Annotated in this window: 13 protein-coding genes; all 13 read left to right on the top strand. The window is 37.6% G+C overall.

Annotated features, from left to right (window positions below; translation table 11 throughout):
* Positions 1–10: 10 nt before the first annotated feature.
* The 13 genes from ABVM52_RS14210 (at position 11) to ABVM52_RS14150 (ending at position 17,838) form a co-directional block, all read left to right on the top strand.
* Positions 11–2,215 (top strand): RelA/SpoT family protein, encoded by a 2,205-nt coding sequence (locus tag ABVM52_RS14210; RefSeq protein ID WP_405381607.1) that lies wholly within the window; start codon positions 11–13, stop codon positions 2,213–2,215.
* Between the two features lie 49 nt (positions 2,216–2,264).
* The gene (locus tag ABVM52_RS14205) at positions 2,265–2,726 is read left to right on the top strand and encodes a Fur family transcriptional regulator (protein WP_405381605.1); all 462 of its coding nucleotides are present in this window, start codon (positions 2,265–2,267) and stop codon (positions 2,724–2,726) included.
* Positions 2,727–2,754: 28 nt separating this feature from the next.
* Positions 2,755–4,026 (top strand): adenylosuccinate synthase, encoded by a 1,272-nt coding sequence (locus tag ABVM52_RS14200; RefSeq protein WP_405381603.1) that lies wholly within the window; start codon positions 2,755–2,757, stop codon positions 4,024–4,026.
* Between the two features lie 135 nt (positions 4,027–4,161).
* A complete protein-coding gene (locus tag ABVM52_RS14195; RefSeq protein ID WP_405381601.1) occupies positions 4,162–4,959 on the top strand; it encodes a DUF1080 domain-containing protein in 798 nt (265 codons plus the stop codon).
* A gap of 10 nt (positions 4,960–4,969) precedes the next feature.
* Positions 4,970–6,412, top strand: a complete 1,443-nt coding sequence (locus ABVM52_RS14190) for a Gfo/Idh/MocA family protein (RefSeq protein ID WP_405381599.1) — start codon at positions 4,970–4,972, stop codon at positions 6,410–6,412.
* An 89-nt stretch (positions 6,413–6,501) separates the two neighbouring features.
* Positions 6,502–9,666 carry a PVC-type heme-binding CxxCH protein gene (locus ABVM52_RS14185; protein ID WP_405381597.1) on the top strand — a complete coding sequence of 1,055 codons (3,165 nt, stop codon included), beginning with the start codon at positions 6,502–6,504 and terminating at the stop codon, positions 9,664–9,666.
* A 19-nt stretch (positions 9,667–9,685) separates the two neighbouring features.
* Entirely contained in the window at positions 9,686–10,681 is a 996-nt protein-coding gene (locus ABVM52_RS14180; protein ID WP_405381595.1) for a ThuA domain-containing protein, read from the top strand.
* Positions 10,682–10,786: 105 nt separating this feature from the next.
* Positions 10,787–12,457, top strand: a complete 1,671-nt coding sequence (locus ABVM52_RS14175; protein WP_405381593.1) for an OstA-like protein — start codon at positions 10,787–10,789, stop codon at positions 12,455–12,457.
* A gap of 9 nt (positions 12,458–12,466) precedes the next feature.
* Entirely contained in the window at positions 12,467–13,642 is a 1,176-nt protein-coding gene (locus tag ABVM52_RS14170; protein ID WP_405381591.1) for an aspartate aminotransferase family protein, read from the top strand.
* Positions 13,643–13,745: 103 nt separating this feature from the next.
* Positions 13,746–15,149: a tetratricopeptide repeat protein gene (locus ABVM52_RS14165; protein WP_405381589.1), complete on the top strand. Its 1,404-nt coding sequence runs from the start codon at positions 13,746–13,748 to the stop codon at positions 15,147–15,149.
* 17 nt (positions 15,150–15,166) lie between these two features.
* Positions 15,167–16,081 (top strand): DUF368 domain-containing protein, encoded by a 915-nt coding sequence (locus tag ABVM52_RS14160; RefSeq protein WP_405381587.1) that lies wholly within the window; start codon positions 15,167–15,169, stop codon positions 16,079–16,081.
* Between the two features lie 13 nt (positions 16,082–16,094).
* On the top strand, positions 16,095–17,108 hold the full coding sequence (locus ABVM52_RS14155; RefSeq protein WP_405381585.1) for a DUF368 domain-containing protein: 1,014 nt from the start codon (positions 16,095–16,097) through the stop codon (positions 17,106–17,108).
* Positions 17,086–17,838 carry a shikimate dehydrogenase family protein gene (locus ABVM52_RS14150; protein WP_405381583.1) on the top strand — a complete coding sequence of 251 codons (753 nt, stop codon included), beginning with the start codon at positions 17,086–17,088 and terminating at the stop codon, positions 17,836–17,838. Before ABVM52_RS14155 ends, ABVM52_RS14150 begins: the two co-directional genes overlap by 23 nt.
* Positions 17,839–17,942 lie beyond the last annotated feature (104 nt).

Genomic DNA, 17,942 nt, shown 5'->3' with positions numbered 1-17,942 from the left:
TTAATCTAGTATGACACAGGCAGCAATAGAAAAGGAAAATAAGCTCATAGCTCAGGAGTACAAGGAACTTTTACGTATTAGTTACCAAACCCTTACGGATGAGGACAAAATTTTAATACGAAGTGCTTTTGAGGTAGCTGTTGATGCGCACAAAAACCAACGGCGAAAATCTGGAGAAGCCTATATCTTCCACCCTATTGCAGTAGCTAAAATTGTGGCATCGGAAATAGGTCTAGATGCCGTATCCATTGCCTCTGCCCTGCTTCATGACGTTGTTGAGGATACTGAATACACTTTGGACGACCTTGACCGTATGTTCGGCGAAACCGTAGCACGTATTGTAGATGGCCTTACCAAAATTGCCCATTTAAAGAAAGAGATGAATATCTCCCAACAAGCGGAGAATTTCAGAAAAATGCTTTTAACTTTAAATGATGATGTACGGGTAATCATCATCAAAATAGCTGACCGCTATCATAATATGCTTACAATGGATTCCATGCCAGAGCATAAACAGGTTAAGATAGCGTCTGAAACATTATATATTTATGCCCCTTTAGCCCACAGGATCGGCCTGTACAATATAAAGACCGATCTAGAGGATTTAAGCCTTAAGTACACAGAACCAGAGGTGTATAATTCCATTAAAGATAAAATTGAGGAAAGTAAAGAGGAGCAACAAGCATATATCGATGCCTTTTCCGCAACCATAGACAATTCATTAAAACAAGAAGGATTAAACTATGTCATAAAAGGTAGGATGAAATCTATCTTTTCTATGCGAAGAAAGATGTTGGCGCAAAATGTTACCTATGATGAAATCTATGATAAGTTTGCAATAAGAATCATATATAAATCAGATTCACAGAACGAAAAATTCTTGGCTTGGAAAATTTACTCCATTGTCACCGATCACTTTACCCCCAACCCTGTACGATTACGAGACTGGATTTCTTCCCCTAAATCAACTGGATATGAAGCCCTACATATTACGGTAATGGGACCCCAAGGAAAGTGGGTAGAAGTACAGATTAGAAGTGAGCGCATGCATGAAATTGCGGAAAAAGGATATGCGGCCCACTTTAAATATAAGCACGGCAACCAAAAAGAACAAGGTATAGAGGTATGGTTGAACAAATTACAGGAGGCTTTGGAAAATGCCAATACCAATGCAGTTGATTTTGTAGAGGAATTTAAGCTAAACCTCTACTCAAAGGAAATTTTTGTTTTTACCCCTAAAGGAGATTTAAAGTCGCTGCCTAAAGGCGCAACACCATTAGATTTTTCTTTCAACATCCATACTGAGGTTGGTATGCGTACAAGGGGCGCAAAAGTGAACGGTAAATTGGTGCCACTCAACACTACCTTACAAAGTGGCGACCAGGTAGAGATTATTACATCAGAACAGGCAAGGCCCAACCAAAACTGGCTAGATTATGCAACAACGGCAAGGGCAAGGGCAAAAATAAAATCTGTTTTAAGAGAGGAGAAAAAATCCGTAGCCGAGGAAGGGAAAGAAATTTTAAGAAGAAAATTAAAATCACAAAAAATTAATTTGAATGAGGATTCCATTAACAAGATGGTCACCTATTTCAAATTAAAGACAAGTCTAGATTTATTTTATAGGGTAGGCATAGGTTCTATAGACAATACCATGTTAAAAGACTTTGCCTCGTCTTACAACAATGCATTCATCAGCTTTTTCAAGAATAGAATGCGTCGCACACCGGCACCAGAAGAAATCAATAAGGATGAAATTACATCTAAATATGATATGCTGGTGTTTGGCAAGGAAGAAGAAAAATTGGAGTACAAATTATCCCAATGCTGTAACCCTATACCAGGGGACAATGTTTTTGGGTTTGTAAGTGTATCCGAAGGTATTAAAGTACACAAAAAAAATTGTCCCAACGCCATATCCCTACAGTCTAACTATGCCTATAGGATTATTACTGCCAAATGGATAGATTCTTCCCAACAAGAGTATCAAGCGGATATTGAACTTACCGGTATAGACAATCTAGGACTAATCAATGATATAACAGAAGTAATTTCCGATATTATGCATGTTAACATGCGAAACCTGAATTTTAGTACAGACGGGGGCACTTTTAAAGGTAAAATTACCGTGGTGGTCAAGAACAAGGCAATCCTGAAAAAACTTACCGATAATTTAAAACAGATTCACGGTATTGACAAAGTAACCAGAATTTAGAAAAGGAAATTAAAATTTAACTGTACATTTGTATATTAATGCAGTAAATATGTCTTCGGATAAAAATCAAGAAATTGTAAAAAATGTCTTCACAGCCTTTTTAGAGGACAAAGGACATAGAAAAACCCCAGAACGCTACGCTATACTTCAGGAAATATATGAAAGTGACGAACATTTTGATATAGAGTCACTTTATATTAATATGAAGAACAAGAATTACCGTGTTAGTAGGGCTACATTATACAATACCATTGAACTTCTTTTAGATTGCAAGTTGGTACGTAAACATCAATTTGGAAAAAACCAGGCACAGTACGAAAAATCATATTTTGATCGTCAGCATGACCATGTTATACTTACCGATACCGGTGAGGTAATGGAATTTTGCGATCCAAGAATTCAATCTATAAAAAAAACAATAGAGGAGGTATTTGACATTACGATCAATAACCACTCTTTATATTTTTACGGAACAAAGAACACGCCCGCCAAAGAGGTAGGCAAAAAATAAAATAACTAACCTAGTATATAAAAATTAAATGGCAGTAGATTTATTGTTGGGCCTACAATGGGGTGACGAAGGAAAAGGAAAAATCGTAGATGTATTAACTCAGAATTATGATATCATTGCTCGCTTTCAAGGTGGACCAAACGCGGGGCACACACTTGAATTCGATGGAATAAAGCATGTTTTACATACCATACCTTCTGGAATTTTTCATAAAAATGCAGTAAATGTAGTAGGTAATGGTGTTGTGATCGATCCCGTTATTTTCAAAAAGGAATTGGATGCACTACAAAAATTCAATCTTGATATTAACGCTAAACTGCTTATCTCCAGAAAAGCACATTTAATTTTACCCACACACCGTTTGCTTGATGCCGCATCAGAAGCTTCAAAAGGAAAGGCAAAGATAGGATCAACCTTAAAAGGCATTGGCCCTACCTATATGGACAAGACCGGTAGAAACGGTATGCGTGTAGGTGATTTGGAATTAAGCGATTGGAAAGAAAAATACCGTAGTCTGGCCAATAAACATGAGGCCATGATCAGTTTTTACGACGTGGATATTCAATATGACCTGGCAGAATTAGAGGCGGATTTCTTTGAAGCCGTTACTGCACTTAAGGCCTTGACATTTATTGATAGTGAAGAATATTTATACCAAGCTCAAAAACAAGGAAAGAAAATTTTGGCCGAAGGAGCACAAGGTTCTTTATTGGATATTGATTTTGGAACCTATCCATTTGTAACTTCTTCCAATACAACAGCTGCAGGTGCTTGCACCGGATTAGGCGTGGCACCTAACCAAATTGGTGAGGTAAAAGGAATTTTCAAAGCATACACAACACGGGTGGGCAGTGGTCCCTTCCCCACAGAATTATTTGATGAGGACGGAGAAACTATGGGCCGTGTTGGTAATGAATTTGGGGCAACTACAGGCAGACCAAGAAGGTGTGGCTGGTTGGATCTCGTGGCCTTAAAATATGCTGTTCGTATTAACGGTGTAACCGAGCTTATGATGATGAAAGGTGATGTTCTTAGTGGTTTTGATAAATTAAAAGTATGTACGGCATATAATTACAAAGGAGAACAAATAGAACATTTTCCATATAACATTGAAGCTGAAAACGTTACTCCCGTTTACACGGAAGTTAATGGCTGGACAGAAGATTTAACCAAAATGACCGCCAAAGATCAATTGCCTAAAAATTTAATAGATTACATAACGTTTTTGGAAAAAGAATTGGAGGTTCCTATCAAAATAGTTTCTGTGGGTCCAGATAGAACACAGACCATCCATAGATAATCTTTCAGCGGCCCATACAGGTTGTTCAACATTTGAGAGTGGCGATATAGGGAAATACCTTTATCGCCATTCTTTTTTTTTGTACTTTCCCTATGGTACTTTACACCAATTAAATTGTTAAAACAATAACGCCTCATGAAAAAATTAACATATTCGTTAATCCTATTTACAATAATGCTGTTTACTTCCTGCAAAACGGAAAAAGAAAAAGCAATAGCAAATAAAGACAATACGGATCAACAAACGGAGGAAGAATGGATCACCTTATTTGACGGTAAATCTACCAAAGGCTGGCGTGCTTACAATGGAGACGAGTTGCCTCCGGGTTGGGTGGTTGAAAATGGCGAATTGACCTTTAATACCGAACTGGGCAAAGAGCAGGACTATACAGGCGGTACCGATATTATTTACGGAGCAGAGGAGTTCGATAATTTTGAGCTTTATATAGAATGGAAACTTCCCAAAGGTGGTAACAGTGGTATTTTTTACCATTTAAAAGAAGGGTATGACTCCCCACCGGAAGTAGCGCCGGAATACCAATTGATTGATGATGAAAACTATGCAAGTATACATGATTTAACAGCATACAATCTAAGTCTAGGGTACACGGACAAACCTGAAGAACTAAAACCTTTACAACAAACGGGATCGGATTATGCTATGCATGCCGCTGACCCTGAAGGCAAAATTCTTAATCCGGTTGGGGAATGGAACACAACAAGAATAATCTTTACCCCAGAACAGGTGGAGCACTGGCTAAACGGTAAAAAAGTAGTATCTTTTATTCCTTGGGACGATGCCTGGTATGAGAAAAAAAATTCCGATAAATGGAAGAATAGCGAAGATTATGGAAAATATAAATCGGGCTATATAGGTTTACAAGATCACTCCAGTCCAATTTGGTTCAGGAACATAAAAATCAAAAAACTATAACCAACTACCAATGAATAAAAGAGAATTTATTAAAAATGCAGCAGCGTTGTCCAGCTTTGTCCTTTTGCCATCTGGATTATGGTCATGTAAGAATGAAGCAACCAAACCAAAACCAAACCGTTTGCGTACCGCACATATTGGAGTTGGCAATATGGGTGCCGAAGATTTAAAGGCAATCTCCTCTCATAGTAAAGTTGATGTTACTGCCCTTTGTGATGTTGATGCAAACAATTTGGCAGCCGCAAAGAAACTGCACCCAAAAGCAAAAACATATTCTGATTATAGGGTGATGCTAAAGGAGATGGGAGACGAAATAGATGCCGTAGTCGTATCTACACCAGACCACACTCATGCACCGGCTTCTATGATGGCTATGGAAATGGATAAACCGGTATATTGCCAAAAGCCCTTGACCCATTACGTATCCGAAGCAAGGGCTATGAACAAGTTGGCTGCAGAAAAAGGACTGGTAACCCAAATGGGAATTCAGGTACACTCCTTTTATGATTATAAACTGGCTACCCTGTTAATACAATCGGGTATCATTGGTAAGGTACATACCGTACGCGCTTGGTCACCCAAGGATTGGGGCTATGATGGCGAAGAACCTACTGGGGAAGACCCCGTACCAAATACGTTAGATTGGAACCTATGGTTAGGCACCTCAGCAGAAAGGCCATACAAAGAAGGTTTTTACCACCCAGGAAATTGGAGAAAATTGGTAGATTACGGTTGTGGAACATTAGGCGATATGGGCGTGCATATTTTTGACACACCTTATAACGCCTTGGATCTACAAGTTCCAATGACCATTAAAAATGAATGTAGGGAACCAAACGGATTTGGTTACCCACAAAAAAACAAAGTCACTTATGAGTTTCCACAAACAAAATATACCGCAGAAACTTTAAAATGGGTTTGGTATGACGGTCCTGGAGCACCGGACGATCACGAAGACCTTTTGTTGCCTGGTGCTGAAAGTGTTGTAAACAACAATAATACCGGTGATGAATCTTTAGAAGACAAAATGTCCTTGGAAACCAAAACAGCAGATGAAGGTGCATTACCGGACCAAGGAGCTATGTTCATTGGTGACAAAGGAAGATTATTGCTACCCCATTTTATGCAGCTACCCAAGAAAATTGTGGATGGTAAGTATGTGGATATCACCGCAGAAATCAAAGCGGTGGAAGAAGTCAACAATATGGGCAAACCCATTCGTAATTATGACACAGAGGGCCCAAAACACTACCACCAATTTATAGATGCTTGCTTGGGTGAGGGAGAAACCACAGCGCCCTTTTCCTACGCATCACGTTTAACGGAAACAATTCTGTTAGGTGTTATAGCAGGGAGATTCCCCAACCAGGTATTACATTGGGATAGCGAAAAAGCCAAATTTGCAGAGGAAGAGGCAAATGCATATTTAGAAGGCGATTATCGAAATTTTTAATGATACATTTAAAATCACAAAAACCACTTTCGAGTGGTTTTTTTATATCTATATTTAAGGAACAATTTACTTCAACCCAATAGCATACCATGAAAAGCAAAACAACCAATCAACTTTTCAAATTTTCAATTTTCATTTCAAGCTTATTTCTTTTTATAAGTTGTTCCCAAAACAAAGAGCCGTTGATTACGGTAACCCCAAATTCATCTATAGTTTTAATTGGGAATAATTTAGGCTCACGCATGATGAATTACGGCAGCTTTGAAACCGAAATGCATTTACGCTACCCTAAAGACTCACTGTTTATTAGAAATATGTGTGATGGTGGCGACACCCCAGGCTTTAGACCACATTCTGGCAGAGTGTCCCCATGGGCTTTTTTAGGAGCCGATAAATTCCAAACTGAACTAGCTCAAAATTCAGGAAGTGAAGGGGTGTTTGAGACACCAGATGAATGGCTGACACGTTTAAAAGCCGATATTCTCCTTGCCTTTTTTGGTTATAACGAATCTTTTGAAGGCCCCCAAGGTCTTGAAAATTTTAAAGCAGAACTAGATGCTTTTATCAAACATACCCTAAAACAAAATTACAATGGTTCTACCCCGCCAAAATTGGTAGTAGTTTCTCCCATTGCTTTTGAGGATCTCTCCGATCATTTAGATGTACCTAACGGTAATGCTGAAAATAAAAATTTGGGTCTATACACCCAAGCAATGCAAGAAATCTGTACGGCAAATAACGTAGCGTTCATAAATGCCTTCCAAAAATCCAAAGAATGGTTTGATCAATCCAAGCAAGATTATACCATAGATGGTTCTCAACTAAACCAACATGGCTACAATGTTTTCTCTAATTTTTTGGCCAATGAACTTACCGGTAACAAAAAAACTATAAATGAATCTAATAGACTAGCCGTCAATGATGCCGTAAACGAAAAAAATTTTTATTGGCACAATGATTATAAAATACCCAATGGAGTTCATGTTTTTGGCAGACGTCATGCTCCCTACGGACCCGATAACTATCCCTTTGAAATTAGAAAAACAAGAGAATTAACCTCAATAAGAGATACCTTAATTTGGTCTACCGCTCAAAGTACGTCTTTTGACCTAGAGAAAGCAGATGCACAAACCAGTAAACTACCGCCAGTAGAAACCAACTACAATTTAGGTAATGATGAACATATTGCACAATACAAATATGGTGAAGATGCTTTGAAAACATTAACGGTACCTAAAGGGTATAAGGTAGACTTGTTCGCCTCTGAAAAAGAGTTTCCAGATTTGGCAAATCCTGCCCAAATATCTTTTGACAATAAAGGCAGGTTGTGGGTAGCCACCCTCCCCTCCTATCCACATTACAAACCGGGAGATCCTAAACCAAATGATAAATTAATAATTTTAGAGGATACTGATAATGATGGCAAAGCTGATAAGCAAACCGTATTTGCAGACCAACTACATTTACCGATCGGTTTTGAATTTGCTCCAGAAGGTGTTTACGTAAGTCAAGGTACCCATCTAAAATTATATACCGATACCGATGGTGATGACAAAGCGGACAAGGTAGAAATAGTATTAAGTGGTTTTGACGACCATGACACGCACCATGCCATTTCTGCTTTTTGTGCAGATCCTTCTGGTGCATTTTATATGTCCGAAGGAATTTTTCTCCATACCAATGTAGAAACATCATATGGACCTGTACGGGCTACCAACGGTGGGTTTTACAGATACAATCCACAGCGTAGAAAACTGGAACGCACATTACAGGTAGCCATACCCAATCCATGGGGAATTGCCTTTGATGAATGGGGTCAGGATTTCTTTTTGCATACTTCAGGACCAAAAGTAAATTGGATGATGCCAAGTTCGCTAAAACCCATTTACGGTGTCTTTTCTCCCTTAACAGAGGAATTAATAGAGAAAAACCATAGGGTCAGGCCCACTTCGGGCATGGAATTTATTTCCAGTAGACATTTTCCAGATGAAGTTCAAGGGGATATGCTTTTGGCCAATTCCATAGGTTTTTTAGGCCTTAAGCAACATCAAATGATGGAAGACGGAACAGGATATAAAACCAAACATAGACAGGACTTGATAACAAGTACAGACCCAAATTTTAGACCTGTGGAAATGGAGTTTGCCCCAGACGGATCACTTTATTTGGTAGATTGGCACAATATATTGATCGGCCATATGCAACATAATGCGCGTGATCCATTACGTGACCATGTTCATGGAAGAATATACAGAATCACTTATCCATCTAGGCCTTTGGTTGAACCTGCTAAGGTAGATGGTGCCTCATTGGAGCAACTATTTGAAAATTTAAAACTACCGGAATACAGAACCCGTTACCGCTCCCGTCGTGAATTAAGAGGAAGAAAAACCGAAGAGGTTTTAAAAGCTTCCAAAAATTGGGTTGAAAACCTTGATAAAAACGACCCTAATTATGACCATAATAGACTAGAGGCGTTATGGGTTACTTGGGGCATGAACAAGGTAGATGCAGATTTACTTACAGAACTTTCTACCTCTAAAGACCACAGGGTACGGGCAGCGGTGGTAAGGGTTGTCCGGTATATGGGACATCAACTAAAAAATTCCCAAGAACTATTAAAACATGCAGCTTCCGATGAGCATGGAAGAGTTAGGCTTGAAGCAATTACCGCCGCCTCATGGCTACCAAAATCTGAAGGTATGGAAATTCTGGAGGTTGCCAAACAACATCCTCTGGACGAATGGATGTTAGATTCCTTCAATTTTGCAGAGACCAGACTAACCGGTAATTTTTTGGAAAAGGCAGATGAAAAAATATTGGCTTCACATTTAAAAGGCGAGGATTTAGAAATGTTCACCCAAGGAAAAAAGATATATGAAACAGAAGGGTACTGCATTACCTGTCACCAAGAAAGCGGAAGTGGTCTTCAAAAAGCAGGGTACCCTACCCTTGTTGGCCAACAATGGGTGTTAGGCGACCAAGATAGACTAATTAAATTGGTGCTTCACGGACTTTATGGCCCAATGGATATTATGGGCAATCATTATGACGGACAAGTACCCATGATGGCCTTTAAGGGGCTATTGTCAAATGATGAAATTGCCGCGGTACTTACCTACGTAAGAAACTCCTTTGGAAATAAAGCCTCCGTAATAAAGCCAGAACAAGTGCATAAAATACGAGAAGCAACTAAAAACAGGGAAGGGTTTTATACGCCAGAAGAATTATTAAAAGAACACCCAATGCAATAACCTAAATTGAATACAACCTATGAATACTATATTGAACAAAACAGCATACATAATAATTTCCTTTACCATATTACTGGCCTGTGACGAAAACAAAAAAGATAAAAGCGCACAGACGCAAGAACCTACGTCACCTGCGCATATTGTTTTTGTAACAGGGGATGAAGAATACCGTTCTGAAGAATCCATGCCCATGTTGGCTAAATTGGCAAAAAGAGAATTAGGGGCAAAAGTTACCGTACTTTATGCTTTGGATAGTTTGGGCATTATTGACCCAAACAGAACCGACCATATTGCAGGTTTAGAAGCATTGGAAACAGCAGATTTAATGGTGATGTTTACACGTTTTAGAAATTTGCCCGAAAAGGAAAGAAAATATATAACCGACTATGCAGAATCTGGAAAACCCATGGTTGGTTTTAGAACCACCACACATGCCTTTATGTATAAAAATGATACAACGCTGACGGAGTTCAATAATGATTGGCCTGCCAAAATTTTTGGTCAGCAATGGATAACCCACCATGGCCATTTTGATGATGGTATGTTCCCCGTGACCAATGTATCCGTAATAAAAGACAAAGAAGAACACCCAATTTTAAAAGGATTTAATGATTTTAAAGCATATTCATGGTTATATCATGTTGATGGCGGTGATTGGAAATTACAAGGGGATAGCAATCCTATACTTACAGGTCACTCTACAAAATCTCAACACGAGATAGATGGTAAACTAGATCAATTTCCCTTGGACAATCCTGTAGCATGGACCAAAACTTATACGGGAAAATCCGGTATTAAGGCCAGGGTATTTTTTACAACTCTTGGACATCCTTTTGACTTTAAAATACCAGAAATGAGAAAAATTGCACTGAACGGAATTTTTTGGGCCTTGGGAAAAGAAAATCTTATACCCCAAAGTGGCACCAATGTTACCTTGGACAAACCCTTTCTACCCAATAATTCTGGTTTTGGACAGAAGTTTAAAAAAAACATGAAACCTGTAGATATACTTTAAGCGTTTGCTAAATGTATACTAATAGTGTTATCCGCTCGTGTAAATTGTTCTATTTTTGAAAAAAAAAGTAGATTGAAAACTTTTGGTTTATTTATACTATCATTTTTGATATTTATTCAATGTGGTCTATCCCAAGATACTGCGGACCAAGAAGAACCTAAACAAATCAATATTGTTCATGGTGCCAATTTCACAAAGGATGAAGTGGATTACCCCGGAGCATCTATATTCAGTAAAGATGAGCGCCAGGTTCAATTTGAACATCAAGGAGCAGACCTTTGGTGCGATGTAGCTATTTACTACCAACTTGAGAACAGATTAGAGGCTATTGGGAACGTTATCCTAAAACAAGGTGATTCTGTCCAAATGACAAGTAAAAAAATAAACTATTTAGGAGATGACAAATTAGCTAAAGCATGGGGCAATGTTATATTAAAAAATGCATCCATGACCCTAAAAACGGATACTCTAAGATTTGACCGTGAAAAACAAGAGGCGTTTTACCAAGACCATGGTACCGTAGTTGATTCTGCCAATACATTAACAAGTAAAATTGGTAAGTATTTTATGGAATTGAAAAAGTATCAGTTTTTGGATAGTGTACATGTTCAAAATCCAGAATACACTTTAGACTCAGAGCAACTAGATTATTATACTACCTCCAAAAATGCGTACATGTATGGTCCGTCCACCATTATAGGCGAAACATACAAAATTTACTGTGAACGAGGTTTTTACGATACTAAGGTAGAAAGCGGATATGGCATTAAAAACACTAGAATAGATTATAATAACAGAATTATTGAGGGTGATAGTGTTTATTTTAACAAAGCCAATGAATTTGCATCGGCCACTAATAACATTACCGTTACGGACACGATCAATAAAGGAATCATAAGGGCACATTATGCTGAAGTCCACAAAGCAAAAGATTCTGTTTTTGCTACAAGAAGAGCTGTATCTATTTCTGTACAACAACAAGACTCACTCTACGTGCATGGAGATACCTTAATGGTTACGGGTAAACCAGAAGAACGGTTGCTTAGGGCATTTAGAAATGCTAAATTCTACAAAACAGATTTGAGCGGTAAGTGCGACAGTATACACTCAGAACAAAAAACGGGCATTACCCAATTGATTAAAAATCCTGTAATTTGGAACGGGGCCAATCAAATGACCGGAGATAGCATCCATTTAAAATCTAACCTTAAAACTGAAAAGTTAGATTCGCTAAAAGTATTAAAAAATGCCTTTATCATATCTCTGGACAGTGTAAGCATGACAGGTTATAACCAAGCAAAAGGCATAAATTTATTTGGGAAATTTATAGACAATGAACTTAAGTTAATTGATTTGGTACAGAATACAGAAGTAGTATATTATATGTACAACGATGATGATGAGCTTATTGGAATAGATAAAACGGTGTGTAGTAAGATCAGGATTACTATGGCTGAAAATGATATTGAAAACCTTACCTTTTTTACCGATCCAGATGGGGATATTTTTCCAGAAAAGGACCTTCCGGAAAATAGTAGAATTCTTAAAGGGTTTGTTTGGCGTGGAGATGAGCGTATACTGACAAAAGATGATATTTTTGATGAGGACGACAATAATTTGGAACTGGTGGTCATACAAGGTATAGATAACCCCATTGATATTGATGCGGAAGAGCAGCAACGAAGTCAAAATGAATCTGACCCAGTTAATAATATTCCGGCTAATAGCAAGGCTATAGACCCAAAAGCATCAGCTGCAAAAAAGAAAGTGAATTAATTTGTTCACATGACCAATGACTTTTTAAAATATCAAGCACAAACTTCTCCCTATCCACTAGGACTGGAAATTTCACATGCCAATGGAAGTTATATTTATGACACGGCAGGTAATGCACATTTAGATTTTGTTGCCGGAGTTTCTGCTTGCACATTAGGACATTGCCACCCAAAAGTTGTGGAAGCGGTTCAAAAACAAGCTGCAAAATATATGCACGTAATGGTCTATGGTGAGTATTCCCAATCTCCCGCAACGGATTATGTTAAGCTATTGGCAGCACAACTGCCCCACCCATTAGAAGTAACCTATCTGGTAAATTCCGGAACGGAAGCTATAGAAGGAGCGTTGAAATTGGCGAGAAGGGCAACAGGACGTTCACAGATAATTTCGGCAAAAAATGCCTATCATGGCAATACCATGGGAAGTTTAAGTTTAATGGACTTTGAAGAAAGAAAAGGTGTTTTTAGGCCATTGTTACCAGATGTTCATCATATAACATTCAACAATGAAAAGGATATAGAGAAGATTACCAACAAGACTGCCTGTGTTATTTTAGAGACCATACAAGGTGGAGCCGGTTTTATTGAGCCGCAAAATGGGTATTTAGAGAAAATAAGAATGCGTTGTAATGAAACCGGTACACTATTAATATTGGATGAAATACAACCAGGTTTTGGGCGAACCGGAAAATTATTTGCTTTTGAGCATTACAATTGCACACCGGATATATTGGTCATAGGCAAAGGTATGGCATCCGGTATGCCGGTAGGTGCCTTCATAGCAAGTTCAGAAATTATGGCTACCTTAAGTGAACGGCCAAAAATGGGGCACATTACCACATTTGGAGGTCATCCTGTAATTGCAGCGGCCAGTCTGGCCACTCTAAATGAATTACTGCGCACCACCTTGTTACAGGATACATTGGCCAAGGAAAAATTATTCAGAAAACTTCTGGTTCATCCAAAAATTAAAGAGATACGGGGCAGAGGTTTAATGCTCGCCCTAATTATGGATTCTGCCCAAACGGCCAATGAAGTTGTGCTAACCACCAAGAAAGAAAACCTAATATTGTTCTGGTTATTATTTGAAAATAGAGCGGTGAGAATAACACCCCCATTAACCATATCTGCAAAGGAAATACAGCAAGGTTGCACTACAATCTTAGCTATTTTAGATAGGTTATAACAGCGGGTTGTTAACTAATTTGTTAATAATATAGCTGTACTAACCTCCTCATACACGTTACAAACACTTACTTTTAATTATCTAGAAACACCAAAAAGTTCCTATGGCGTTAGAATCTAACGAGAAACCGGACAAGCCTATTACAAAATTTGAATCGATGCTCAAGACAGACGATGTCTATTTCTTTGATGCGGAGGATTTTGAAGACATTATCCACCATTATTTAAATCACGGAAAAATTTCCTTGGCAAAAAAAGGCATTAAAATTGGGCTACAACAACATCCTGCATCAATAGAATTAAAATTGCTTCAAGTAGAAGTTTTGGTGTTTGAAAATCAAATAGAAAAAGCCGAAGCCTTATTGGATGAATTACAGCTACTGGATCATCAAAATGAAGAAATCTACATTCAGCGTGCAAATATTTTCTCCAAACAGGACAATCATGAAGCTGCAGTTGAACTGTTGCGCAAAGCCTTAGCGTTCAGCACCAATAGTTTTGATATTTATAGCCTCCTAGGAATGGAATATCTATTTATGGATAATTTCAACGAGGCCAAAAAGAGCTTTATGAAGTGTGTTGAATATGATGAGCAAGATTATTCATCCCTTTATAACGTAATATATTGTTTTGAATTTTTAGAGGATTATGATGGGGCTATAGTGTACTTGAACGAATATTTGGAAAAAAATCCATATTGTGAGGTTGCCTGGCACCAACTTGGCAAGCAGTATACCTATATTGAAATGTATGCTGAAGCTTTAACAGCTTTTGAATTTGCCATAATTTCCGATGATAGTTTTATAGGTGCCTACTTTGAAAAGGGCAAAGTATTGGAAAAATTAGGAAGGCATAGAGAGGCTATAGAAAATTATGAGACTACCATATCCATAGAAGACCCCACATCACACGCTTTTCTAAGAATTGGCAAATGCTATGAAAAGCTTAAGGATATTGAAATGGCCAAGTATTATTTTTATCAAACGGTGCATGAAGACCCGTTGTTGGATAAAGGATGGTTGGCCATTACCAATCTTTATTACAATATAAAAGATTTTGAAAAGGCGGTCTATTATATTAACAAGGCGCTGAACATTGATGGGGAAAATCCCCTTTACTGGAAAAAATGTGCACAAATTCATTTTGCACTGCATAATTACGATCAGGCAGATTTTGCCTTTAAGCAGACGGTTGATTTGGGCAACTATGAGCTGGACACATGGCTAAAATGGGCAGATGTGGTACATTTAAATGGTGAAACCCAAGCCGCAATTGAAATACTGGCACAAGGACGGGAGTTTTACCCGGACAATCTTAAATTGCTCTATAAATCTGTAGGATTTCAATGTATAGCCAATGATATGATTAATGCAAGGATCACATTAATGGACGCTTTAAAGATTGACAAAGACCAAAAAAAACTACATTTATTCAAGGAAAAATTTCCGAAATTCGGCAATTCTGAATGGACTCAGAAAATTGTAAGCAAATACAATAAAGCCTCTTAGAACAGGTTCTACATTCTATGGAAAATAGAAAACCACTAGATTACATTTTTATTAGCTTAAAAGGAATGGCAATGGGTATTGCCGAACTGGTACCAGGCGTTTCCGGAGGAACAATTGCCTTTGTGACCGGTATCTATGAGGAATTCATAACCTCTATAAACAACGTAAATTTAACTACGTTTAAATTATTTAAGGAAAAGGGGTTTGCCACCTTTTGGGACAGGTTGAACGGTAATTTCTTAGTAGCACTCTGCATAGGTATGCTTATAAGTATACTTTCACTATCTAAAGTGATCACTTGGCTTCTTGATACGCATCCTATACCTACTTGGGCCTTTTTCTTTGGTTTGGTATTGGCCAGTGTAATTTTTGTCGCGAAATCCATTAAAAAATGGGGTTTCTTGGCCATAGCACTTTTTATTATAGGTACGGTCTCCGCATTCTATATTACCACTTTGCCCCCATCAACAAGCACGGGCAGTCTGCCATTTATTTTTCTATCTGGTGCCATAGCAATTTGTGCCATGGTATTACCAGGCATATCCGGGTCTTTTATTTTGGTTTTACTAGGCTCTTACAAAATCGTATTGGAAGCAGTAAACGAAAAGGATATCGCTATAGTAGCAACTTTTGCTACGGGGGTCATTTTTGGTATTTTAAGTTTTGCCAGAGTATTAAAATGGATGTTCACCAATTATAAAGATGCCACTTTAGCCGTATTAACCGGGTTTATTTTAGGTTCTTTGAATAAAATATGGCCATGGAAAAATATAACCGAAGTTATAAAGATTGGTAAAAAGGAAATAATTATAGATGAAAATATATCGCCTTTTTCTTTTGCGGGCGACAATCATTTAACCTTTGCAATTGTAGCTGCTGTAATAGGTTTTTCCCTTATTTTTATATTGGAAAAATCCGCTTCCAAGAAGTAAGCAAAAAAACTACATGAGTCACCCCAGATCCTTTACTGATAAATTTTTCTTGGTCATAAAAGGATTGTGCATGGGCACTGCCAATAAAGTACCTGGAGTATCTGGTGGTATTGTAGCTTTTGTAGGTGGTTTTTATGAAGAATTTATATACTCCCTGCAAAAAATTAATGCCAAGGCCTTTAAGCTTCTGCTCGGGGGTAGATTCAAAAGCTTCTACAGATATATTAACGGATCATTTTTGACATTGTTGATTTTGGGTATGCTCATTAGTTACTTTAGCATTTCCAAACTACTGGACTATTTCTTAGTTAAAAAAGAATTACTGGTTTGGTCTACTTTTTTTGGAATGATTTTAGGCTCTATCTATTATATAGGTAAGGATTTTGATTATTGGAAAAAAAAGACCTTCACCGCTGCCATAATAGGTTTAGCCATTGGTGTGGCCATTAGTTTTTTAAGTCCGGCCAAGGAAAATGACAATTTAATATTCATTTTTCTGTGCGGCATGATCAGTGTTTCCGGCATGACATTACCAGGCCTTTCAGGTTCCTTTATACTTATACTTTTAGGAAATTATGTATTGTTATTGGTAGATTCTGTAAATGCACTGTACGATACTTTCTCAGAAATAATTGTAGGTGATTTTAGTTTTACGTCAAATAGTGAACGCTTGCACACCTTAAAAATTTTAGCTGTATTTACTCTGGGTTCAGCAACCGGATTGGTTACATTATCCCATGTTCTAAGTTTTGTACTTAAACATTACAAACATATTACAACAGCAACTATATTAGGCTTTATTACAGGTTCTTTGGGGGTAGTTTGGCCATGGAAAAAAACAATATATAAAATTGGCCCTGATGGTAGTGTGTTGTTAGATTCCAATGGAAAAAGAGTAATAATGAACTATGAGCGTTTTTTGCCCGACATGGGTGTTCTTGAAAATTGGAGCGCAATTTTATTTATAATAATCGGGATAAGCATTTTGTTACTTTTAGATTGGTATGGAAAAAACAGAAAAGCATAAGTTTGGGTTGATAGGTAAGAATATTTCCTATTCTTTTTCAAGGGGATATTTTAAAAACAAGTTCAAAAATTTGAATCTTGAGCAGTATACCTACGAAAATTTTGACCTTGAAACCATTGAGGAATTTAATTCAATATTTACCAGTAAAGAAGCTATTAAAGGGCTCAATGTCACTATTCCCTACAAGGAAGAAGTCATGCCGTACCTAGACCAGATAGACAATGCGGCTCAAAAAATAGGTGCCGTCAATACCATCAAAGTAGATGAAAATGGTTTAACAGGTTATAATACGGACGCCTACGGCTTTAAAAATTCAATTGTACCTCATTTACAACCACACCATAAAAAAGCATTAATATTAGGAACGGGTGGAGCTTCCAAAGCCATTGCCTATGTTCTAGAGGAATTAGGAATTACCTATTCCTTTGTATCAAGAAGTGGTAAAAAGAATGGGTTTACGTATGAAGATTTGACCAATGACCAAATAGAAGACCACACGCTTATTATAAATTGTTCTCCAGTTGGCACATACCCTAATATTGAAGAAAAGCCCGCAATACCGTATCAAAACATTACAAAAAGACATTTATTGTTTGACCTCATCTACAATCCTGAGGTAACGGCATTCCTTCAAGCAGGTAAACTAAAAGGCGCAACAATTTGTAACGGACTAAGAATGTTAGAACTACAAGCAGAAAAAGCCTGGTCCATTTGGAACAATAATGATTAAATAACAGCTTCATTTTTAAATAAATTACTAAAAAAAGCAAACTTAGATAGCTTTTATCTACTTCATTCATATACTAAAAATAGACGCTAATACTTTGCAATTCT

Source organism: Maribacter sp. LLG6340-A2, assembly GCF_045057105.1.
Classification (GTDB): domain Bacteria; phylum Bacteroidota; class Bacteroidia; order Flavobacteriales; family Flavobacteriaceae; genus Maribacter.
This window is presented reverse-complemented; position numbering and strand designations above follow the sequence as displayed.